Annotated in this window: 20 protein-coding genes; 12 read left to right on the top strand and 8 right to left on the bottom strand. The window is 70.4% G+C overall.

Features of this window, described 5'->3' with window-relative positions; translation table 11 throughout:
• Window positions 1-13: 13 nt before the first annotated feature.
• Genes JJ685_RS11210 through JJ685_RS11230 form a run of 5 tightly spaced genes read left to right on the top strand, consistent with a single transcriptional unit; the run spans window position 14 to window position 5,852 of the window.
• Complete coding sequence (locus tag JJ685_RS11210; RefSeq protein WP_201674314.1) at window positions 14-331, top strand: hypothetical protein; 318 nt, start codon at window positions 14-16, stop codon at window positions 329-331.
• Window positions 332-380: 49 nt separating this feature from the next.
• Entirely contained in the window at window positions 381-2,063 is a 1,683-nt protein-coding gene (locus tag JJ685_RS11215) for a type I secretion system permease/ATPase (RefSeq protein ID WP_201674315.1), read from the top strand.
• Window positions 2,064-2,087: 24 nt separating this feature from the next.
• Window positions 2,088-3,428 (top strand): HlyD family type I secretion periplasmic adaptor subunit, encoded by a 1,341-nt coding sequence (locus tag JJ685_RS11220; protein WP_201674316.1) that lies wholly within the window; start codon window positions 2,088-2,090, stop codon window positions 3,426-3,428.
• 23 nt (window positions 3,429-3,451) lie between these two features.
• Window positions 3,452-5,191, top strand: a complete 1,740-nt coding sequence (locus JJ685_RS11225) for a multicopper oxidase family protein (protein ID WP_236598879.1) — start codon at window positions 3,452-3,454, stop codon at window positions 5,189-5,191.
• 19 nt (window positions 5,192-5,210) lie between these two features.
• Window positions 5,211-5,852 carry an SCO family protein gene (locus JJ685_RS11230; protein ID WP_201674317.1) on the top strand — a complete coding sequence of 214 codons (642 nt, stop codon included), beginning with the start codon at window positions 5,211-5,213 and terminating at the stop codon, window positions 5,850-5,852.
• Here the strand turns inward: JJ685_RS11230 and rquA are convergent.
• Window positions 5,845-6,573 carry a rhodoquinone biosynthesis methyltransferase RquA gene (gene rquA, locus JJ685_RS11235; protein WP_201674318.1) on the bottom strand — a complete coding sequence of 243 codons (729 nt, stop codon included), beginning with the start codon at window positions 6,571-6,573 and terminating at the stop codon, window positions 5,845-5,847. The two genes, JJ685_RS11230 and rquA, sit on opposite strands and share 8 nt — an antisense overlap.
• Window positions 6,574-6,808: 235 nt before the next feature.
• Here rquA and JJ685_RS11240 point away from each other — a divergent pair, with 235 nt between their 5' ends.
• The 4 genes from JJ685_RS11240 to JJ685_RS11255 all read left to right on the top strand — a co-directional run bounded on the left by JJ685_RS11240 (window position 6,809) and on the right by JJ685_RS11255 (window position 8,236).
• Window positions 6,809-7,306 carry a hypothetical protein gene (locus JJ685_RS11240; RefSeq protein WP_201674319.1) on the top strand — a complete coding sequence of 166 codons (498 nt, stop codon included), beginning with the start codon at window positions 6,809-6,811 and terminating at the stop codon, window positions 7,304-7,306.
• A gap of 105 nt (window positions 7,307-7,411) precedes the next feature.
• Entirely contained in the window at window positions 7,412-7,723 is a 312-nt protein-coding gene (locus JJ685_RS11245) for a hypothetical protein (protein WP_201674320.1), read from the top strand.
• 43 nt (window positions 7,724-7,766) lie between these two features.
• The gene (locus tag JJ685_RS11250) at window positions 7,767-7,997 is read left to right on the top strand and encodes a DUF2630 family protein (protein ID WP_201674321.1); all 231 of its coding nucleotides are present in this window, start codon (window positions 7,767-7,769) and stop codon (window positions 7,995-7,997) included.
• 5 nt (window positions 7,998-8,002) lie between these two features.
• On the top strand, window positions 8,003-8,236 hold the full coding sequence (locus tag JJ685_RS11255) for a hypothetical protein (protein WP_201674322.1): 234 nt from the start codon (window positions 8,003-8,005) through the stop codon (window positions 8,234-8,236).
• Here JJ685_RS11255 and JJ685_RS11260 read toward each other — a convergent pair.
• On the bottom strand, window positions 8,233-8,577 hold the full coding sequence (locus tag JJ685_RS11260; protein WP_201674323.1) for an ArsR/SmtB family transcription factor: 345 nt from the start codon (window positions 8,575-8,577) through the stop codon (window positions 8,233-8,235). The genes JJ685_RS11255 and JJ685_RS11260 overlap by 4 nt on opposite strands.
• A complete protein-coding gene (locus tag JJ685_RS11265; RefSeq protein ID WP_201674324.1) occupies window positions 8,561-9,028 on the bottom strand; it encodes an SRPBCC family protein in 468 nt (155 codons plus the stop codon). Before JJ685_RS11265 ends, JJ685_RS11260 begins: the two co-directional genes overlap by 17 nt.
• A 136-nt stretch (window positions 9,029-9,164) precedes the next feature.
• Here JJ685_RS11265 and JJ685_RS11270 point away from each other — a divergent pair, with 136 nt between their 5' ends.
• Window positions 9,165-9,827: an alpha/beta hydrolase family protein gene (locus JJ685_RS11270; RefSeq protein WP_201674325.1), complete on the top strand. Its 663-nt coding sequence runs from the start codon at window positions 9,165-9,167 to the stop codon at window positions 9,825-9,827.
• A gap of 46 nt (window positions 9,828-9,873) precedes the next feature.
• Here JJ685_RS11270 and lpdA read toward each other — a convergent pair whose 3' ends face one another.
• From lpdA to JJ685_RS11290, 4 genes are read right to left on the bottom strand one after another with little or no spacing between them, the layout of a single operon-like run.
• The gene (gene lpdA / locus JJ685_RS11275; RefSeq protein ID WP_201674326.1) at window positions 9,874-11,268 is read right to left on the bottom strand and encodes a dihydrolipoyl dehydrogenase; all 1,395 of its coding nucleotides are present in this window, start codon (window positions 11,266-11,268) and stop codon (window positions 9,874-9,876) included.
• A gap of 4 nt (window positions 11,269-11,272) precedes the next feature.
• On the bottom strand, window positions 11,273-12,643 hold the full coding sequence (locus tag JJ685_RS11280) for a dihydrolipoamide acetyltransferase family protein (protein WP_201674327.1): 1,371 nt from the start codon (window positions 12,641-12,643) through the stop codon (window positions 11,273-11,275).
• A gap of 2 nt (window positions 12,644-12,645) precedes the next feature.
• Window positions 12,646-13,707: an alpha-ketoacid dehydrogenase subunit beta gene (locus JJ685_RS11285; RefSeq protein WP_408015469.1), complete on the bottom strand. Its 1,062-nt coding sequence runs from the start codon at window positions 13,705-13,707 to the stop codon at window positions 12,646-12,648.
• Between the two features lie 2 nt (window positions 13,708-13,709).
• Window positions 13,710-14,945 carry a 3-methyl-2-oxobutanoate dehydrogenase (2-methylpropanoyl-transferring) subunit alpha gene (locus tag JJ685_RS11290; protein WP_201674328.1) on the bottom strand — a complete coding sequence of 412 codons (1,236 nt, stop codon included), beginning with the start codon at window positions 14,943-14,945 and terminating at the stop codon, window positions 13,710-13,712.
• A gap of 213 nt (window positions 14,946-15,158) precedes the next feature.
• Between JJ685_RS11290 and JJ685_RS11295 the strand changes: the two genes are divergently transcribed.
• The gene (locus tag JJ685_RS11295) at window positions 15,159-16,286 is read left to right on the top strand and encodes an alpha/beta hydrolase (RefSeq protein ID WP_201674329.1); all 1,128 of its coding nucleotides are present in this window, start codon (window positions 15,159-15,161) and stop codon (window positions 16,284-16,286) included.
• A gap of 82 nt (window positions 16,287-16,368) precedes the next feature.
• Here JJ685_RS11295 and JJ685_RS11300 read toward each other — a convergent pair whose 3' ends face one another.
• Window positions 16,369-16,722, bottom strand: a complete 354-nt coding sequence (locus JJ685_RS11300) for a DUF4148 domain-containing protein (RefSeq protein ID WP_201674330.1) — start codon at window positions 16,720-16,722, stop codon at window positions 16,369-16,371.
• 270 nt (window positions 16,723-16,992) lie between these two features.
• Here JJ685_RS11300 and JJ685_RS11305 point away from each other — a divergent pair, with 270 nt between their 5' ends.
• The gene (locus tag JJ685_RS11305) at window positions 16,993-17,607 is read left to right on the top strand and encodes a DUF2231 domain-containing protein (RefSeq protein ID WP_201674331.1); all 615 of its coding nucleotides are present in this window, start codon (window positions 16,993-16,995) and stop codon (window positions 17,605-17,607) included.
• Window positions 17,608-17,621: the final 14 nt, after the last annotated feature.

Consider the following 17,621-nt stretch of genomic DNA (forward strand, 5'->3'; position numbering starts at 1 on the left):
GAAGGAGCGAATCATGGACGAGCAAGTGAACACCCCTGATGGCACCCCAGCGCAGGCTGCGCAGCAGCCGAGCGCCCCCCTCGAAGTCCGGAGATCCATGCGCACGGCCAGCGAGCCGCGCGAACTCGCCCCCGCGGTCATGGCGCGCATGCAGCACGTCAGGTCCAGGCGCGATCAGATGACGACGGCGGTCGACGACCTCGGCGAGATCGTCCAGGAGCTCACGCGTGCCTACGTCCGGCAGGTCCTGTTGATCGAGAACCTGCGCGGCCGCGTCAAGGCCCTGGAAGAAGCGGCGCGGGACGACACCGACGCGCCTTCCATTCTGTAAGCCCCCGGCGCCCGACCCACGACACGAACAGGAAAGACGGAGAACACCCATGAGCTCCCTGTGGACCCTGCTGCGCCCGTTGATGGTCTCCATCGCGGTGTTCTCCTTCGCCATCAACCTGCTGTTCCTGGCGCCGGCTTTCTTTTCCCTGCAGGTGTTCGATCGCGTCATCTCGACCAGCAGCCGCGAGACGTTGCTGGTCCTGCTGCTCGGCACGGGCATCGCGCTGTTCATCCTGATGCTGCTCGATTACGTGCGCACCCGGCTGCAGAACCTGCTAGGGACCCTGCTGGACGAACAGCTGTCGCCGCCGGTCGTGCACGCGATCGTCGAGCGCGCGGCGCGCGCGCCCGGGAGCACCCGCACCGAAGGCATCCGCGACGTGGCGGCGCTGCGCGCGATGTTCTCGGCCAACGCGCTCATCGCCCTGTTCGACGCGCCCTGGGTGGTCGTCTACGTGGCGGTGATCTGGGTCTTCCACCCCTTCCTCGGCCTCGGCGCCATGCTGGCGAGCACGGTGATGGTCATCCTGGCCTGGCTGAACGACCGCCTGAGCAGCCGCCTGCTGGAACAGCTGCAGAAGGAGGGCCGGCGGGCGTCGCAGTACGTGGAGAACTCGCTGCGCAACGCCGAGATCCTGCAGGCGCTGGGCATGACGCAGCGCCTGCTGGGACGCTGGCGCCGCCTGCAGAACCAGATCGGCATCGCGCAGCACCGCGTCGGCCGCCGCACCGTCGCCTTCCTGGCGCTGACCAAGTTCGCCCGCCAGGCGATCCAGATCCTAATGCTGGCGCTGGGCGCCTGGCTGGTGATCACGCAGCAGGCCTCGCCCGGCATCATGATCGCCACCAGCATCCTGCTGGGGAAGGCGCTGCAGCCGGTCGAACAGCTGGTGGGCAGCTGGCGCGTGCTGGTCGAGGCGCGCGCCGCGTACCGCCGGCTCGCCGAACTGTCGAAGGACTTCGCCAGCGACGAGCCCCGCCTCGCGCTGCCGCGCCCGCAGGGGCACATCGCGGCGGAGAACGTGTCGTTCCGGCCGGCCGGCATGGAGACGCCGGTGCTGTCGAACGTCGGCTTCCAGCTCGCCCCCGGCGAGGCGCTCGCCATCCTCGGCCCCAGTGCGGCCGGCAAGTCCACGCTGGCGCGACTGATCACCGGCGTGTGGATCCCCTCCGCCGGACGCGTCCGCCTGGACGGGGCCGACCTCGCCCACTGGCCGCGCGCGGCGCTCGGTCCCCACATCGGCTACGTGCCGCAGGACGTGGAACTGTTCGACGGCACCGTGGCGGAAAACATCGCGCGGCTGGACGAGGTGGACTCCAAGGCGGTGGTGGACGCCGCCATGCGCGCCCACGCCCACGAGCTGATCCTGACGCTGCCCCAGGGCTACGACACGCCGGTCGGCGAGCACGGCTCGCGCCTGTCGCCGGGCCAGCGCCAGCGCATCGCCTTCGCGCGCGCCGTCTATGGCAACCCGCAGCTCGTGGTGCTGGACGAACCGAACTCCAACCTCGACGCCGCGGGCGAGGCCGCACTGGCCGCCGCGATGGGCGGGTTGCGCAAGGCGGGCGTGACCACGGTGGTGGTCACCCACCGGCCCTCGCTCATCGCGCACGTGGACAAGATCATGGTGCTGGGCGCGGGGCGCATCCAGCAGTTCGGCCCGGCGTCCGAAGTGCTGCGCGAAATGCAGCGGCAGGCCCAGGCCATGGCGGACCGCAAGGCGGCCTGAGCGAAACATACGAGGAGGCATGACATGAACTCTCCGACCCTTGCGCTTGCGACGGCGGCTCCCGCACCCACGACCACGCGCCACACGCAGCGCCTGATGCACGCCGGCTTCTTCATCATCCTCGGGGCCCTGCTGCCCATGGGGCTGTGGATGGGGCTGGCGCCGCTGTCGATGGCGGTGGTCGCGCCCGCCGTCGTGAAGGTGGAACTCAACCGGCGTCCCGTGCAGCACCTTGATGGCGGCACCGTGCGCGAAGTGCTGGTGCGCGACGGCCAGCACGTCAACGCCGGCGACCCGGTGCTGGTGCTGGGCGACGTGCGCGTCGACGCGGAACGCAACCGCCTCGACTACCGCGTCCTGGTCGAGCGCGCGGCGCTGGTCCGGCTCGAGGCCGAATACGGGATGACCGCCCAGTTGCGCTTTCCGAAGGACCTGCTCGACGCGGCTCGCCAGGACCCGCGCATCGACCAGGCGCTGCAGAAGGAAGGAACGCATTTCCGCGCCCAGCGCCATGCCCTCGACAGCGCGACGGCCACGATGCGGGAACAACGGGAACGCATCGACCAGGAGATCCGCGCAGTGCGCGCGCAGATCGCACAGGCGGAGAAGTCGCTCGAGCTGCAGCGCAGCGACCTCGAATCCAACCGCGGGCTGGTGCGCGAAGGCTTCATCTCGACCAGCCGCATCTCGCAGCTCGAGGCGACCATCGCGGACTACGCCTCCAAGCTCGAGGAGCGGCGCGGCGAGCTCGCGCGCGCGGGCCAGCGGATGGTGGAACTGGATCTCAAGATCCAGTCGCTGCACAACGACTACGTCAAGGCCGCCGCCGACCAGCTCAAGGCGACCACCCAGCGCCTCGGCGAGGTCGAACAGGAACTGCGCAAGTCGGACGACGCCGCGCGCCGGCAGGTCGTGGTGGCGCCGGCCTCGGGCGAAGTCATGGACCTGAAGGTCACCTCGCCCGGCACGGTGCTGCGTGCCGGCGACACCATCGCCGACATCGTGCCGAGCGACACGCAACTGATGGTGGAAGCTCGCGTGCGCCCGGAGGACATCGCCAACGTCCACGTGGGGCAACTCGCGCGCGTGAAGTTCTCCGCCCTGCGTTACCGCAACACCACGATGGTCGAAGGCAAGGTCACTTACGTGGCGGCCGACCGGATGGCCGACCGGCAGAACGGCGAGCCGTACTACACCGTGTCGGTCGTGGCGAACACCGACGCCCTCTCCAAGGCGATCAGCGATTTCAAGCTGCAGGCCGGCATGTCGGCCGAGGTCTACATCGAAGGCACGCAGCAGACCGCCCTGCAGTACCTGGCCGAGCCCGTCATGAATACGTTGCGGCGCGCCGGCCGCCAGATGTGAAACCAGCCCGAGGAGAGCTCATCATGGACCATGGAAACGTCACTCGCCGCACCCTGCTGACCGCCTCGGCCGCGGCAGCGCCCCTGCTGCTGCTCCCGCGCAAGAGCGAGGCGCAGGTCGCGGTCCTGCCGCCCAGTCCGCCGACCACGCCCTGGGTGGAGGAACTGCCCCTGCAGGACACGCCGCTCGCGCCCACCACGCTGAACCCGGTGCCCACCCTCTCCTCCAATCTCGCGGCCGGGGAGTGCGGGCGCGTGCCGCACCAGCGCTACGCGGAGCTGACCTCGCCGGCGGGACGCACGCCCGTGCAGTACCAGCTGACCGCGAAGGAGAACCCCTCCTGGTACTTCAACGCCGACAACCCCTACTACCCGGCGCAGCCGATCTGGGGCTTCGAAGGCAACACGCCGGGCGCGACGACGCCGGGGCCGACCATCCACGCGCGCTACGGCAAGCCGATCATGTGCCGCATCCGCAATGCGCTGCCCCAGTTCGCGAGCGGCTTCGGCTCGCCCGAGATCTCCACGCACCTGCACAACCTGCACACGCCTTCGGAAAGCGACGGCTTCGCCGGCGACTACTTCAGCGCGACGAAGGCCGGACCCACGCTCACTTCGCCGGGCTCCTACCGCGACCACTTCTATCCGAACCTCTACGCCGGCATCGACGAATTCGGCGGCATCGGCGACCCGCGCGAGGCGCTCGGCACGCTCTTCTACCACGACCACACGGAGGGAGTGACCGCGCCCAACGTGCTCAGGGGCCTGTCGGGGCGCTACAACATCTTCGACGACCTCGACTCCGGCGACGAGCGCACCGGCCTGCGGCTGCCCAGCGGGCCCTACGACTACCCGCTCACCTTCGGCGACCGGCGCTTCGACGTGGACGGACGCCTCACCTTCGACCAGCTCAACCCCGAAGGGGTGGTGGGCGACAAGGTGCTGGTGAACGGCAAGATCGAGCCGGTGCTGCGGGTGGCGCGGCGCAAGTACCGCTTCCGCCTGCTCAATACCGGCCCGACGCGCTTCTACGAGCTGTACCTGCAGAACCGCGGCGCCAACGCGATCTACACCTACACCGTCATCAGCGCCGACGGCAACCTGCTCCCGGCGCCGCTGCCGAACCAGACCGGCGTGCGCATCGCGCCGGCCGAGCGCTCGGACATCGTGATCGACTTCTCGCGCTTCCCGCTCGGCACCGAGCTGTTCCTGGTGAACATGCTGGTGCAGAGCACCACGCGCCGTCCCGAGAAGGTGCAGGCCCCCGGCACCCGCGTGCTGAAGTTCGTGGTGGACCGCAATCCGGCCGAGCCGGATACGAGCCAGGTGCCGGCCCAGCTGCGCCTGCTGCGGCCCCTCCCCAGTGCCGCGGAACTCGCGACCCTTCCCGTGCGCCGCTTCAACTTCGAGCGCTCCGGCGGCATGTGGGCCATCAACGGCCGCTTCTTCAACGTCTTCGAGCCCACCATCACGCCCGCCCAGGGCAGCATGGAAATCTGGGAGCTGTTCAACCTGGACAACGGCTGGCAGCACCCGATCCACATCCACTTCGAGGAGGGACGCATCCTCAGCAAGACGGTCAACGGCGTTCCGGTGCCCATCCCGCCGCACGAACGCGGACGCAAGGACGTCTACGTGGTCGGCGAGAACATGTCGATGCGAATTCTGCTGCGGTTCCGGGACTTCCGCGGCAAGTACATGATGCATTGCCACAACCTCACGCACGAGGACCACGCGATGATGCTGCGCTGGGACATCGTGTGAGCGCCGAAGGAGACCGAACATGAACTTCCGCTCCCTGGAACTGGTCGGTGCCGGCGCCGTCGCGCTGGCGGGCATGGCCGAAGGCGTGATGAACGAACCCGACTGGCAGGCGGTCAGCGCGCTGCCGCGCCGCGAGGGGCTGCCCAATGTGGAACTGCTGACGCACCAGGGCCGCAAGGTGCGCTTCTACGACGACCTCGTGCGCGACAAGCTGGTCGTCGTCAACATGATGTACGCGGGCTGCAACAACACCTGCCCGCCCGCGACGCACAACCTGGTGAAGGTGCAGGAGATGCTGAAGGACCGGATCGGGCGGGACATCTTCATGTACTCGCTCACGCTCCGGCCGGAGCAGGACAGCCCCGAGGACCTCGCCCACTTCGCGCGCCTGCACGGAGTGCAGCCCGGCTGGCTGTTCCTCACCGGCAAGCCGCGCGATGTCGAACGACTGCGCCTCGCCCTGGGCTTCTACGATCCCGACCCCAAGGTGGACCGGCAGGACGGCCGCCACGTCGGCATGGTGCGCATCGGCAACGACTGCTACCGGCGCTGGGGGATGACGCCGTCGCTGGCGCACCCGCGGCAGATCGTGGCGGCGATCCAGCACCTGGATCGCAAGCCGCCGCCGGCAGCGGCGGCGCGGGATCGCCGCGCTACCTGACCAGCACCGTCATCTGGTAGAGGCCACCGAACCAGGTGGCGCTGCGCACTGCCGCCGGCTTCACCCCCGGCGGCAGGAAGTGCGGCACCTCGTGCTCCCACAGGTCCATCGCGAAGGGCTCGAGGTGCCTGAACACCTGCCGCATCAGCGGCCGCAGGGGGTGCGCCCCATGCGGGCGGTGGTAGTCCACCACGACCACCTTGCCGCCCGGCTTCACGACCCGCAGCGCCTCCGCCAGCGTGCCGCGGCGCACGTGCTCGGGCTGCTCGTGCAGCAGGAAGAACAGCAGCACCTGGTCGTAGCTCGCGTCGGCGGCAGTCAGCGCGGAAGAGTCCCCGTGCAGCAGCGTAACGCGCTCGTCGCGCGGCAGCTTGGCCGCGAGGTTGCGCAACTGGATCGGCAGCACGTCCACCACGTCGAGCCGTGCGTCGGGCGCCAGCCGTTCGCGCAGGCGCGGCGTGAGGTCGCCGTAGACGCAGGCCATCTGCAGCGTGCGGCCCTCGACCGTCGCCCCGAGTTCGGCCAGGGCGGCGTCGCCCAGGCGGCGGTAGTTGCCGAACAGGATCAGGTTGACCAGCCACTCGCGCTCGAAAAAGTGGACGGCCTTGGGATGGACATAGGCCCACCAGTACGTCTTGTCGAGGTAACCGGGCACGTGGGGCGCGGACGGGGGCCCGGCCAGGGACGGCGCGGCGGCTTCGACGCTGGAAGGAGGGACCATTCTTCAGGCTCCGGGTTGGTGGAATGGCACCCGGCTCCATGAGCCGGGGGCGCCCCGATTGTGCGAGAGGGCTCAGCCACGGACGCTGCGCCGCCGGACCGACAGGGGACAATCCGGCCCGGCACGGATCCGTGCATGTTCGGCTGGGGCCGACCGCCCTGTCGGACCGTCGACTACAGCAATCCGCAGCCCTGGCCTGCTGATCAGGCAAGCCCCTGTGGGGCAGGATGATGCCATGTTCAAGCAGAGGAAGAAACACTTGATGGGCGTCGCCCTGGCGCTCGCCTTGGGCGCTGCCGGGGTCGTGGCCGGAACCGAGGCCGCCACGAGCAAGGACGCTTACAAGGCGGCGCAGGACCGCATCGAGGCGCAGGCGAAGGCGCAGCGCCAGGCCTGCGGCCGCTTCCAGGCCAACGCGAAGGACGTCTGCCAGGTGCAGGCGGCGGGCTGGGAGAAGGTGGCGAAGGCGCAGCTGGAGGCCGCTCGCGAGCCGGGCCCCGAGACGGAAAAGAAGGTCAAGTTCGCGCGCGCCGACGCCGACCACGCCGTGGCCAGGCAACGTTGCGCGGTGCTGAAGGACCGCGCGAAGGACAGGTGCATGGACCAGGCGAAGAACGACCGCGAGGCGGCGATCCGGCTGGCGAAGGTGGAGAAGGTGGAGGAGGTCAACGCGCTCAAGGCCAAGACGCAGGAGCAGCGCCACGCGCAACAGAAGGCGGCGCCCCGCTCCTGAGCGCGCGGATCGCTTGCTTGCGCGCCATCAACATGGCCTGGCGGCGGCCGCCCACAATCGCTCCCGCAACTCAGGGAGAGGGAGTTGGGGAGTCGCGGCAAGTGCATGGCGGCTGGTGCCGCAGCCGTGCTGCTGGCGGCGTGCAGCGACGTTCCGCGCGGGCCTTCCGCGCCGGACGCGCTGCGTGCCGGCCGCGCCGAGCGTGAGACCGAGCTGAACCGGCAGTGGCAGAACCACAGCCTGGCCGAACTGCTGCTCGGGTTCGGCAGACCCGAGTTGCTGCTGGACATTCCCGGCGGGGGCAATCCGCCCGGTTTCGTCTTGGTGTACGCGCGCGATGCCGGCACCGGTTGCCTCGACACCTTTGCGGTCGTCTCCGGCCCCGTGATCCGGGTGCGCATGTACCAGTGCCGCTGAAGCGGCGCTACGATCCCGGATCATTCGACCCTGGAGTGCTGCCATGAGCGACCAGTCCATCCTCGCGCGCATCTCTGCCCTCATCGATGAAGAGCACAAGCTGCGCACGGCCGGGCTTTCCGATGACGCCGGCAAGCGGCTGCAACAGCTCGAAGTGGAGCTCGACCAGTGCTGGGACCTGCTGCGCCAGCGCCGTGCCAAACGGGAGTTCGGCGAGAACCCGGATACGGCCACGCCGCGCGACCCAGGCACGGTCGAGGGCTACAGCGGCTGAACCGCATGCACCATTCGCCCGACCAGCTCGACTCCCTGTGGACCGCCCTCAAGAGCGCGGATCCGGCGCTGCGCAGCAAGGTGCTGCAGCGCTACTCGAACCCGAACATGGCCGGGGCGCTTCCGCAGATCGTCTGCGACGACCCGCACGCGCAGGTCCTGAGCATCCCCACGCCCGACCACCCGGGCCGGCACGTCTACGTGCGGCGGCCGGGCGGGGCGTGGTCCGAACAGCGCTAGCCTTCCGCGAATGCCTTCAGCTTGCCCAGGGCGTGCTCCCACTGCCGGGTGATGGTCTCGAGCGAGCGGCGCGCCTCCTCGATCTGGGTCGGATCCAGCTGCCACAGTCGTTCCCGGCCGACCCGCAGGTCCTGCACGAGGCCGGCGGAAGCCAGCACCTGCAGGTGCTTGGTCACGGCCTGGCGGGTGATGTCGCTCGCCGCGGTGAGCTGCGTGATCGAGAAGGCGCCGCCGGCGCAGAGGATCGCGACGAGGCGCAGCCGGGTGGCGTCGCCCAGGGCGAAGAACACGTCCGCGAGTTCGGGCCGCGCAGGCGCGCCGGCCTCACTGCGCCGCGGCATGGCGCTCGATGTTGCGCAGCTGCGCCTCCCAGCCTTCGGTGTTCATGCGGAAGGCCTGGAAGCGGCGCGCCGGCGGCACCTTGTCGAAGCCGGACTCGACCACCTTCAGCAGCGTGCCGCCCGCGGCCTCTTCCAGCGTGAAGGTGACGAGCGTGGTCTCCTCGCCGCTGTAGTCGACCTTCGGGTCCACCGCGTAGGGATGCCAGCGCCAGGAGATCAGGCGTTCGGGCTCGATCCGGTCCACCACCACGTCGAACATGATGTGGCGGTAGCCTTCGATGGTGATCGGCCCGCGGGCACGCTGGCCGGCGGCGAAGCGCTGGCCCTTCAGGTCGACGCCGAACCAGCTGCCGAACGCCTCGGCGTCGGCCAGGGCGCGCCATACGCGCTCGCGCGGGGCCTCGATCTGGATGCTGCGTTCGATGCGGTCGGGGGTATCGGTCTGGCTCATGAGGGACTCCCGGAAATGGCTGCGTTGCGCAACCTTTTGGTTGCACGATGATGCGGCGTGCCGGAATTTCGTGCAACCATCCGGTTGCGTGACCCTGCCTGTTCCGGGGGTTTGCAAGCTTGCGCTATCGTCGGGCGTGCCCTCTGTCCCGCTCACCCTCCAGCCGCCCGCCGGCAGCGTTTCCGCCCTTGCGGACGAGCCTGCCGCGGCCCGCGCGGCCTGCGTGCTCGCGCACGGCGCCGGGGCCGGCATGCAGCACGCCTTCATGGCAGCTGTCGCGGCCGGCCTCGCCGGGCGCGGGGTCGCGGTGCTGCGCTTCCAGTTCCCGTTCATGGAGCAAGGCTCCCGGCGGCCCGATCCGCCCGCGGTGGCGCAGGCGGCCGTGCGCGCCGCCGTCGCCGAGGCGGGACGGCGCTGGCCGGGCTTGCCCCTGTTCGCGGGCGGCAAGTCCTTCGGCGCCCGCATGAGCTCGCAGGCGCAGGCGGCCGCGCCGCTGCCCGGCGTGCGCGGCCTCGTGTTCTTCGGCTTCCCGCTACATCCCGCCGGCAAGCCCGCGGTCGACCGCGCCGATCACCTCGCGCAGGTGCGCCTGCCGATGCTGTTCCTGCAGGGCACGCGCGATGCGCTGGCCGAGCTCGAACTCGTGCGCCGGACGACGGCCACGCTGGGCGAGCTGGCCACCCTGCACGTGGTCGAGGGCGCCGACCACGGCTTCGAGGTGCTCAAGCGCTCGGGCCGCACGAACGAAGAAGTGATGGAGGAGCTGGTGTCCACCGTGGCAGCGTGGATGCTGCCCTAGACATCATGGTCGCGCCCCGTCCGGGCGGAGGGGCGACCCATGATGTCTAGATGTGCAGCGCGTGCCCCAGCGCGCGCAGCGCCGTCTCCTGCACCGCCTCCCCGAGCGTCGGATGCGCGTGGATGATGCCGGCCACGTCCTCCAGCCTCGCGCCCATCTCCAGCGAGTGGCAGAACGCGGCGCTCAGTTCCGACACGCCCTTGCCCACCGCCTGCCAGCCCAGGATCTGGTGGTTGTCCTTGCGCGCGACCACCCGCACGAAGCCTTCGGAGGCTTCCATGCTGAGCGCCCGCCCGTTGGCCATGAAGGGGAAGTGCGCCACGATGGTTTCCTGCCCCGAGGCCGCCGCTTCGGCCGGCGACGCGCCGGCCACCACCAGTTCCGGATCGGTGAAGCAGACCGCGGGGATCGCCACCGGCTCGAAGCGCCGCTTCGCCCCGGCGATGATCTCCGCCACCATCTCGCCCTGCGCCATGCCACGGTGCGCCAGCATCGGCTCGCCGGTGAGGTCGCCGATCGCCCACACGTTGCGCATGGAGGTGCGGCACTGCGTATCCACCTTCACCGCCCGGCCGTTCATGTCCAGCGCCAGCGACTCCAGGTTGAATCCCTCGGTGCGCGGCCGCCGCCCGGCGGCGACCAGGATGTGGTCGGCCGGCAGCACGTACTCGTCCGCCTGGCTGCTGCGGATGCGCAGCCCGTTGCCGTGCTCGGTGAGGCCTTCGGCCGTGCAATCGAGATGCAGCGTGACGCCCAGCCGCTTGAGGCTGGCCAGCACCGGCTTGCCCAGTTCCTCGTCGTAGGCGGGCAGGATGCGGCTCGTGGCTTCCACCACCGCGACCTCGGCCCCCAGCTTGCGGTACGCCATGCCCAGTTCCAGCCCGATGTAGCCGGCGCCGACCACCACCAGGTGCTTCGGGATCGTCGCCAGCGCCAGCGCCTCGGTCGAGCCGATCACCGGCCCGCCCCAGCGGAGGTTGGGCAGTTCCACCGGCTCGGAGCCGGTGGCGAGCACGAGGTGCTCGCACTGGATGCGCAGCGGCTCGTCCTGCACGGCGACGTCCACCGTCTTGCCGTCGACGAGGGTGGCGTGGCCCTTGACGACCTGCACGCCGGCCTTGCGCAGCAGCGCGCCGACCCCGGTGGTCAGCTTGCCGACGATGCCGTCCTTCCAGCGCTGGGTCTGCGCGAAGTCGATGCTCGCCGAGGGCACGCGGATGCCCAGCGGCGATTCGCCCGTGCAGCCGTGCACCGACGCGAATTCATCGGCGGCGTGGATCAGGGCCTTGGACGGGATGCAGCCGACGTTGAGGCAGGTGCCGCCGAGCCGGTCCTCCTCGACCAGCACGGTAGGCACGCCGAGCTGGCCGGCGCGGATCGCGGCGACGTAGCCGGCCGGCCCGCCGCCGATCACCAGCAGCGTGGTATTGCGGTTCTTCATTCTTCTACTCCACGAACAGCAGGGCCGGCGATTCCAGCAGCGCGCGCACCGCCTGGATGAAGCGCGCCGCGTCCATGCCGTCGACCACGCGGTGGTCGAACGAGGACGAGAGGTTCATCAATTGGCGCGCGACCACCGCGCCGTTGCGGATCACGGGGCGCTCCACGATGCGGTTGACGCCCACGATCGCCACCTCGGGATGATTGATCACCGGCGTGGTGACGATGCCGCCCAGCGGGCCGAGGCTCGTGATGGTGATGGTCGAACCCGCGAGTTCCTCGCGCGTGGCCTTGCCGGCGCGCGTGGCGTCGGCCAGCCGCGCGACCTCGCGGGCCAGCCCCCACACGTCCTGCGCCTCGGCGTGCCGCAGCACCGGCACCGCCAGCCCCGCATCGGTCTGCGTCGCGATGCCGAGGTGGACCGGATGCGAGCGCTTGACCACGCCGGCGTCGTCGTCGAAGCGCGCGTTCATCTGCGGGAACTCGTCCAGCGCCAGCACCACGGCGCGCGCGATGAAGGGCAGCACCGTGAGCTTGCCGCGGCTGGCGCCGAACTTCGCATTGAGCTGCGCGCGCAGCGCTTCCAGCTCGGTCACGTCGACTTCCTCGACATAGCTGAAGTGCGGGATGCGGCGCTTGGCCTCCTGCATCTTCTGCGCGATCCGGCGGCGCAGGCCGATGACCGGCACGGCCTCCTCGCCCTGGCGCTGGCGCAGCGCGGTGGCGCGGGCGGTCGGCCCCTGGCCGCGCGAGGCGAGATAGACGTCGAGGTCCTCGTGCGTGATCCGGCCGGCCGGGCCGCTGCCGTGCACGAACTGCAGCTCGATGCCCAGCTCCCAGGCGCGCCGGCGCACGGCCGGCGAGGCGACGGGCTTCTCGCCTGCCGGACGCATCGGCGCCGGCGTCGCCCGCGGCGGCTGCATGGAGGTTTCCTCGCTCCCCCTCTGGCGAAGGCTTGGGGTCGGAGCGCTGGGCGCACGCGCCGGGACATCCTCGTTCTCGTGCGTGACGTCGTCCTTCAAATCGGGCGGAACGGGCGCCGCGCCAGCGCCCGCCCCGACCCCTGCCTTCCCGCGGAGAGGGTGGGAGGCAGCCCTGGAGGTTTCCTGGGCACCTTCGCGCACGTTCCCCGCGCCTTCCACCTCCAGCCGGATCAGCTCCGCCCCCACGGCCATCAGCTGGCCGGGCTTGCCGCCCAGCGTTTCCACCTTGCCGGCCACCGGCGAGGGGATCTCCACCGTCGCCTTGTCGGTCATCACGTCGGCGAGGATCTGGTCCTCCTGGACGACGTCGCCGGGCTGCACGCGCCAGGCGACCAGTTCCACTTCGGCGATGCCTTCGCCGATGTCGGGCATCTTGATGGCGTACAGGCCCATGGTCAGGCCTCCACCGCGCGCTGGAACGCGGCGCCCAGGCGCGCCGGCCCCGGGAAGTACGCCCACTCGGTGGCGTGCGGATAAGGCGTGTCCCAGCCGGCCACGCGCTCGATCGGCGCCTCCAGGTGGTAGAAGCAGTGCTCCTGCACCAGCGAACAGAGTTCGGCGCCGAAGCCGCTGGTCTTCGTCGCTTCGTGCACGACGACGCAGCGGCCCGTCTTCTTCACCGACTCCAGCACGGTGTCCAGGTCCAGTGGCCACAGCGAGCGCAGGTCGATGATCTCGGCATCGATGCCGGTCTCCTCCGCGGCGGCCTGCGCCACCCACACCATGGTGCCGTAGGCGATCACGGTGAGCTGCTTGCCGGGGCGAACCACCGCGGCGGACTCCAGCGGGACCTTGTAGTAGCCCTCGGGCACCTTGCCGAGCGGGTGCTTCGACCACGGCGTCACGGGCCGGTCGTGGTGGCCGTCGAAGGGCCCGTTGTAGAGGCGCTTGGGCTCCAGGAACACCACCGGGTCGTCGCACTCGATCGCGGAGATCAGCAGGCCCTTGGCGTCGTAGGGGTTGCTCGGGATCACGGTGCGCAGGCCGCACACGTGCGTGAACAGCGCCTCCGGGCTCTGGCTGTGTGTCTGGCCGCCGTAGATGCCGCCGCCGCAGGGCATGCGGATGGTCAGCGGGCAGGTGAAGTCGCCGGCCGAGCGATGCCGCAGCCGCGCCGCCTCGGACACGATCTGGTCGTAGGCAGGGTAGAAGTAGTCCGCGAACTGGATCTCCGCCACCGGCCGCAGCCCGTAGGCGCCCATGCCGACGGCGGCGCCGACGATGCCGCCCTCGTTGATCGGCGTGTCGAAGCAGCGCGACTTGCCGTACTTCGTCTGCAGACCCTCGGTGACGCGGAACACGCCGCCGAAATAGCCGACGTCCTCGCCGAACACCACGACGTTGTCGTCGCGCTCCATCATCACGTCCAGCGCGCTGCGCAGCGCCTGGATCATGGTCATCTGCTTCGCCTCGCCCGCCGCCGCGGCGACCTGGGCTTCCTTGGTCTTGGTCAGCATCATCAGACTCCCAGCTCCTGGCGCTGCCGGCGCAGGTGCGCGGGCATCTCGGCGTACACGTCGTCGAACATCGTCGCGGCACTCGGGATGTGGCCGTCGAGCAGCGTGCCGTGGCTCTCGGCTTCCTTCTGCGCCGCCGCCACTTCCGCCTCGAGCTCGAGCTGGACCTGCTGGTGCTCCTGCTCGGACCAGGCGCCCAGCACGATCAGGTGCTGCTTGAGCCGCTGCACCGGATCGCCGAGGGGGAAACGCTCCCAGTCGTCGGCCGGCCGGTACTTGGACGGGTCGTCGGAGGTGGAATGCGGGCCGGCCCGGTAGGTCACCCATTCGATCAACGTCGGGCCGAGGTTGGAGCGGGCGCGCTCGGCGGCCCAGCGGGAGGCCGCCAGCACCGCGAGGAAGTCGTTGCCGTCCACGCGCAGCGAGGCGATGCCGCAGCCGACGCCGCGCGCGGCGAAGCTGGCGGCCTCGCCGCCGGCGACCGCCTGGAAGGTGGAGATCGCCCACTGGTTGTTGACCACGTTCAGGATCACCGGCGCGCGGTACACGTGGGCGAAAGTGAGCGCATTGTGGAAGTCGGATTCGGCGGTGGCGCCGTCGCCGATCCAGCCGGAGGCGATGCGCGTGTCGCCCTTGATCGCCGAGGCCATGGCCCAGCCCACCGCCTGGATGTACTGGGTGCCGAGGTTGCCGGAGATCGAGAAGAAGCCGGCCCGCTTGTACGAATACATCACCGGCAGCTGCCGGCCCTTGAGCGGGTCGCATTCGTTCGACAGCAGCTGGCACATCAGCTCTGCCATCGGGATGTCGTCGCGCGACAGCAGCAGGCCCTGCTGGCGGTACGTGGGAAAGCACATGTCGCCGGGCTCCAGCGCCTGCGCGTGCGCCACCGCGATGGCCTCCTCGCCGAGGCACTGCATGTAGAAGGAGATCTTCTTCTGCCGCTGCGCGATCAGCATGCGGGCGTCGAAGATGCGCGTCTTCATCATCGCGCGCAGGCCCTTGCGCAGTTGCGCGGGGCTGACCTCGGGCGCCCAGGGCCCCACAGCGCGGCCCTCGGGATCGAGCACGCGGATCAGCTCGTACGCGAGGTCCTGGGTGCCGAAGTGCGAGGTGTCCACCGGGGGCCGCCGCACGGCGCCGGCTTCGGACAGGTGGAGATAGGAAAAATCGGTGGGACTGCCGGGACGCCCGGAGGGCTCCGGCACGTGCAAGCGCAATGGCTCGTGCTGGCTCATTCGTTGTCTCCGCGCGATCGTGTCGCGCCTCATTGTGGAGGGCGGAACGCAAGGGCGGGTAGCCGCGCGTTCCGGAAGCCGCGTGGGTAACGCGGCCGTATCCACTATATCGCCAAAGCCGCGCTGGCCCGGAAACCTGCACGTTGGTCCGATTGACGCGCGGGGAGCGGCCGGGAAAGCTCCTGCGCGTCTCGACTCGCCGGAGGGCGAAGCATGCGCTTCCCTGCCATGGCGGCCCTCGCCGCCTGCACCCTGCTCGCCGCCTGCGCGGCGCCGCTGCACGCCCCGGAGGGGCTCGTCGGGAGCGAGCACCGCGTGCGCGTCACCTCGACGGCGCCGGCGCTCGCCGGACGGGAGGCGCAGCTGTACCTGCGCGAGCTCGCGCCGTCCGTCGGGGCGCCGCGCGGCGCGCGGCCGGTGGTGCTGTTCGTGCATGGCGCCGGCACGCCGGCGGAGGTGTCCTTCGATTCCCGCCGCAGCGACTACAGCTGGCTCGCGCACGTCGCGCTGGCCGGCTTCGACGTGTTCGCGCTGGACATGACGGGCTACGGCCGCTCCACCCGTCCCCCCGCGATGAGCGATCCGTGCAACGTCGCGAAGGCGCAGCAGGCGAACTTCGTTCCCGGCCTGATCGCCGCGCCCTGCGAGCCCTCGCATCCGACGCCGATCACCACCATGGATTCGGACTGGCAGGACATCGACGCGGCGGTGGATTTCGTGCGCGCCCTGCGCGGGGTGGAGCGGGTGTCGATGGTGGGGTGGTCGCAGGGCGGGCCGCGCATCGCGGGCTACGCGGCGCTCCACCCGGACAAGGTGCACCGCATCGTGGTGCTCGCGCCGGCGTACACGCGCAATTCGGCGCCCCAGGCGCCCAGCCCCTTGCCGCGCCTGGAAGGCTCGATGACGGTGCAGTCACGCACGGACTTCCTCGCCAACTGGGACCGGCAAGTGGGTTGCCCGGCGCAGTACGACGCGCGGGCCGCCGCCGGGATCTTCGACGAGATGCTGGAGTCCGACCCGGCCGGCGCGAAGTGGGGACCGGGCGTGCGCCGCGCGCCGGCGGTGCCGACCTGGGGCTTCAACCAGGCCGCGGTGGCGCGCCTGCAGATGCCCTTCCTGATGGTGGCGGGCGAGCACGACAAGCAGGTGGACCCGAAGCGGGTGCGCGAGCTGTACGAGGACTGGGGCGGCGCCGACAAGGTCTTCGTCGACCTGGGCTGCTCGTCGCACAACGCGATGTGGGAGAAGAACCGCCGCCTGCTCTTTCAGGCGACCGTGGAGTGGCTGCGCGAAGGCAAGGTGGGTGGGATGCGCCAGGGCACGCTGCGCCTGGGCTACTGAACGCTCCGATGGCGGACCAGCCGCCGCGCCCTCTGCCCTGGGGCGGGGACGCGCGTGCTGGTCATGTCCGCCATGGACTGGCTCACTGCGCGTTGACGGGCTGGCCGGCGAGCACCGGGGCGGCGATGCTGGGCGTGCGGGCCGACAGCCAGGCCGAGCCGCTGTCCTCGCCGGTCAGGGCCGCCGTCTCGTCGCGCGACCGCAGGTAGTCGGCCGTCACTTGCTGGCGGCTCTTCGTGCTCTGGAAGCCGCGCAGCGGGTTGTAGCTCTGGGCCCAGGGGTTCACGCCGGCGGCCTTGTACTGCTGCAGTTCGGCCTGCACGTCGGCGCGGGCACGCGAGGAGACGAAGGGCGTGCTGTCGACGATCGGGCTCTCCGCGAAGGCAGAAGAAGCAGCGGCGAAAGAGAGGGCGGCGATGACGATGGTGCGGTTCATGGTGGGTTTCCTTTCAGAAGTGGGGTGGAACGTCGTGTCCACAGCCCGAATTCTGGAGAGACCCCCCTTGCGCGAATGTGCGTTTGCGCACCGGATTCGGAAGGCGGGGCGCAGCGAGCCGACGAGCTCCTGTCGAGCCCGTCCCGAGCGAACGCTGGGGCCGCGTCGCGCGACGCAGGACGCGGAGCGTTTCACCTCCCAGAAACGTCCTACGTTCCCCGCTTCGTGGCCGTTCCAGAGTCGACCCACGCAACCGAAATGGAGAACGCCATGCGCACACCTGCACAGATCGCAGGACACCCGATCCACCCGATGCTGGTCCCCATTCCGATCGGCCTCTGGATCTTTTCGCTCGTCTGCGACTTCCTCGCGATGGGATCGAGCGCGCCGGCCGCGTGGGCCACGACCTCGTTCTACGCCATGGTCGGCGGCATCATCGGCGCGCTCGCGGCGGCGCTTCCGGGGCTGGTGGACCTGCTGTCGCTGCGCCACACGCCGATCCGCCCGACGGCCCTGAAGCACATGGGCCTGAACCTCACGATCGTCGCTCTGTACGTCGTCAACGTCTGGATCCGGAGGGACCAGGCTGCCGCGGCGCCGGGAGGCACCGCGCTGCTCCTGTCGCTCGTCGCCATCGCGATGCTGCTCGTCTCGGGCTGGCTCGGCGGCAAGATGGTCTACGAGGCGGGTGTCGCCGTGCACACCGAAGGCTTGGGCGCGGCCGCCGTGCGCGAGCGCTCCGCGCCGGACCGCAGCGGTGCCTGGAGTTCGATGCCTGCGGCTTCGGCCCGCCAGCATGCGATGGCGAGCGACCCGAAGCGGCCCGCGCGCGATCCGCTGGACCGGCCGTCCGCCGGCCCGTCGGGCGAGAACCCGCGCGAGTAGGGGCTCAGCTGCGC

The organism is Ramlibacter monticola, assembly GCF_016722785.1.
Lineage (GTDB): Bacteria > Pseudomonadota > Gammaproteobacteria > Burkholderiales > Burkholderiaceae_C > Ramlibacter > Ramlibacter monticola.

Coding starts and splice junctions, on each gene's coding strand:
- JJ685_RS11260 (WP_201674323.1), bottom strand. CDS start 8,577: ATGCCGCGGCGCAGTGAGGCCGGCGCGCCTGCGCGGCCCGAACTCGCG.
- JJ685_RS11255 (WP_201674322.1), top strand. CDS start 8,003: ATGCACCATTCGCCCGACCAGCTCGACTCCCTGTGGACCGCCCTCAAG.
- JJ685_RS11225 (WP_236598879.1), top strand. CDS start 3,452: ATGGACCATGGAAACGTCACTCGCCGCACCCTGCTGACCGCCTCGGCC.
- JJ685_RS11250 (WP_201674321.1), top strand. CDS start 7,767: ATGAGCGACCAGTCCATCCTCGCGCGCATCTCTGCCCTCATCGATGAA.
- JJ685_RS11295 (WP_201674329.1), top strand. CDS start 15,159: ATGCGCTTCCCTGCCATGGCGGCCCTCGCCGCCTGCACCCTGCTCGCC.
- JJ685_RS11285 (WP_408015469.1), bottom strand. CDS start 13,707: ATGCTGACCAAGACCAAGGAAGCCCAGGTCGCCGCGGCGGCGGGCGAG.
- rquA (WP_201674318.1), bottom strand. CDS start 6,573: ATGGTCCCTCCTTCCAGCGTCGAAGCCGCCGCGCCGTCCCTGGCCGGG.
- JJ685_RS11220 (WP_201674316.1), top strand. CDS start 2,088: ATGAACTCTCCGACCCTTGCGCTTGCGACGGCGGCTCCCGCACCCACG.
- JJ685_RS11305 (WP_201674331.1), top strand. CDS start 16,993: ATGCGCACACCTGCACAGATCGCAGGACACCCGATCCACCCGATGCTG.
- JJ685_RS11210 (WP_201674314.1), top strand. CDS start 14: ATGGACGAGCAAGTGAACACCCCTGATGGCACCCCAGCGCAGGCTGCG.
- JJ685_RS11230 (WP_201674317.1), top strand. CDS start 5,211: ATGAACTTCCGCTCCCTGGAACTGGTCGGTGCCGGCGCCGTCGCGCTG.
- JJ685_RS11300 (WP_201674330.1), bottom strand. CDS start 16,722: ATGAACCGCACCATCGTCATCGCCGCCCTCTCTTTCGCCGCTGCTTCT.
- JJ685_RS11280 (WP_201674327.1), bottom strand. CDS start 12,643: ATGGGCCTGTACGCCATCAAGATGCCCGACATCGGCGAAGGCATCGCC.
- JJ685_RS11290 (WP_201674328.1), bottom strand. CDS start 14,945: ATGAGCCAGCACGAGCCATTGCGCTTGCACGTGCCGGAGCCCTCCGGG.
- JJ685_RS11240 (WP_201674319.1), top strand. CDS start 6,809: ATGTTCAAGCAGAGGAAGAAACACTTGATGGGCGTCGCCCTGGCGCTC.
- lpdA (WP_201674326.1), bottom strand. CDS start 11,268: ATGAAGAACCGCAATACCACGCTGCTGGTGATCGGCGGCGGGCCGGCC.
- JJ685_RS11215 (WP_201674315.1), top strand. CDS start 381: ATGAGCTCCCTGTGGACCCTGCTGCGCCCGTTGATGGTCTCCATCGCG.
- JJ685_RS11245 (WP_201674320.1), top strand. CDS start 7,412: ATGGCGGCTGGTGCCGCAGCCGTGCTGCTGGCGGCGTGCAGCGACGTT.
- JJ685_RS11265 (WP_201674324.1), bottom strand. CDS start 9,028: ATGAGCCAGACCGATACCCCCGACCGCATCGAACGCAGCATCCAGATC.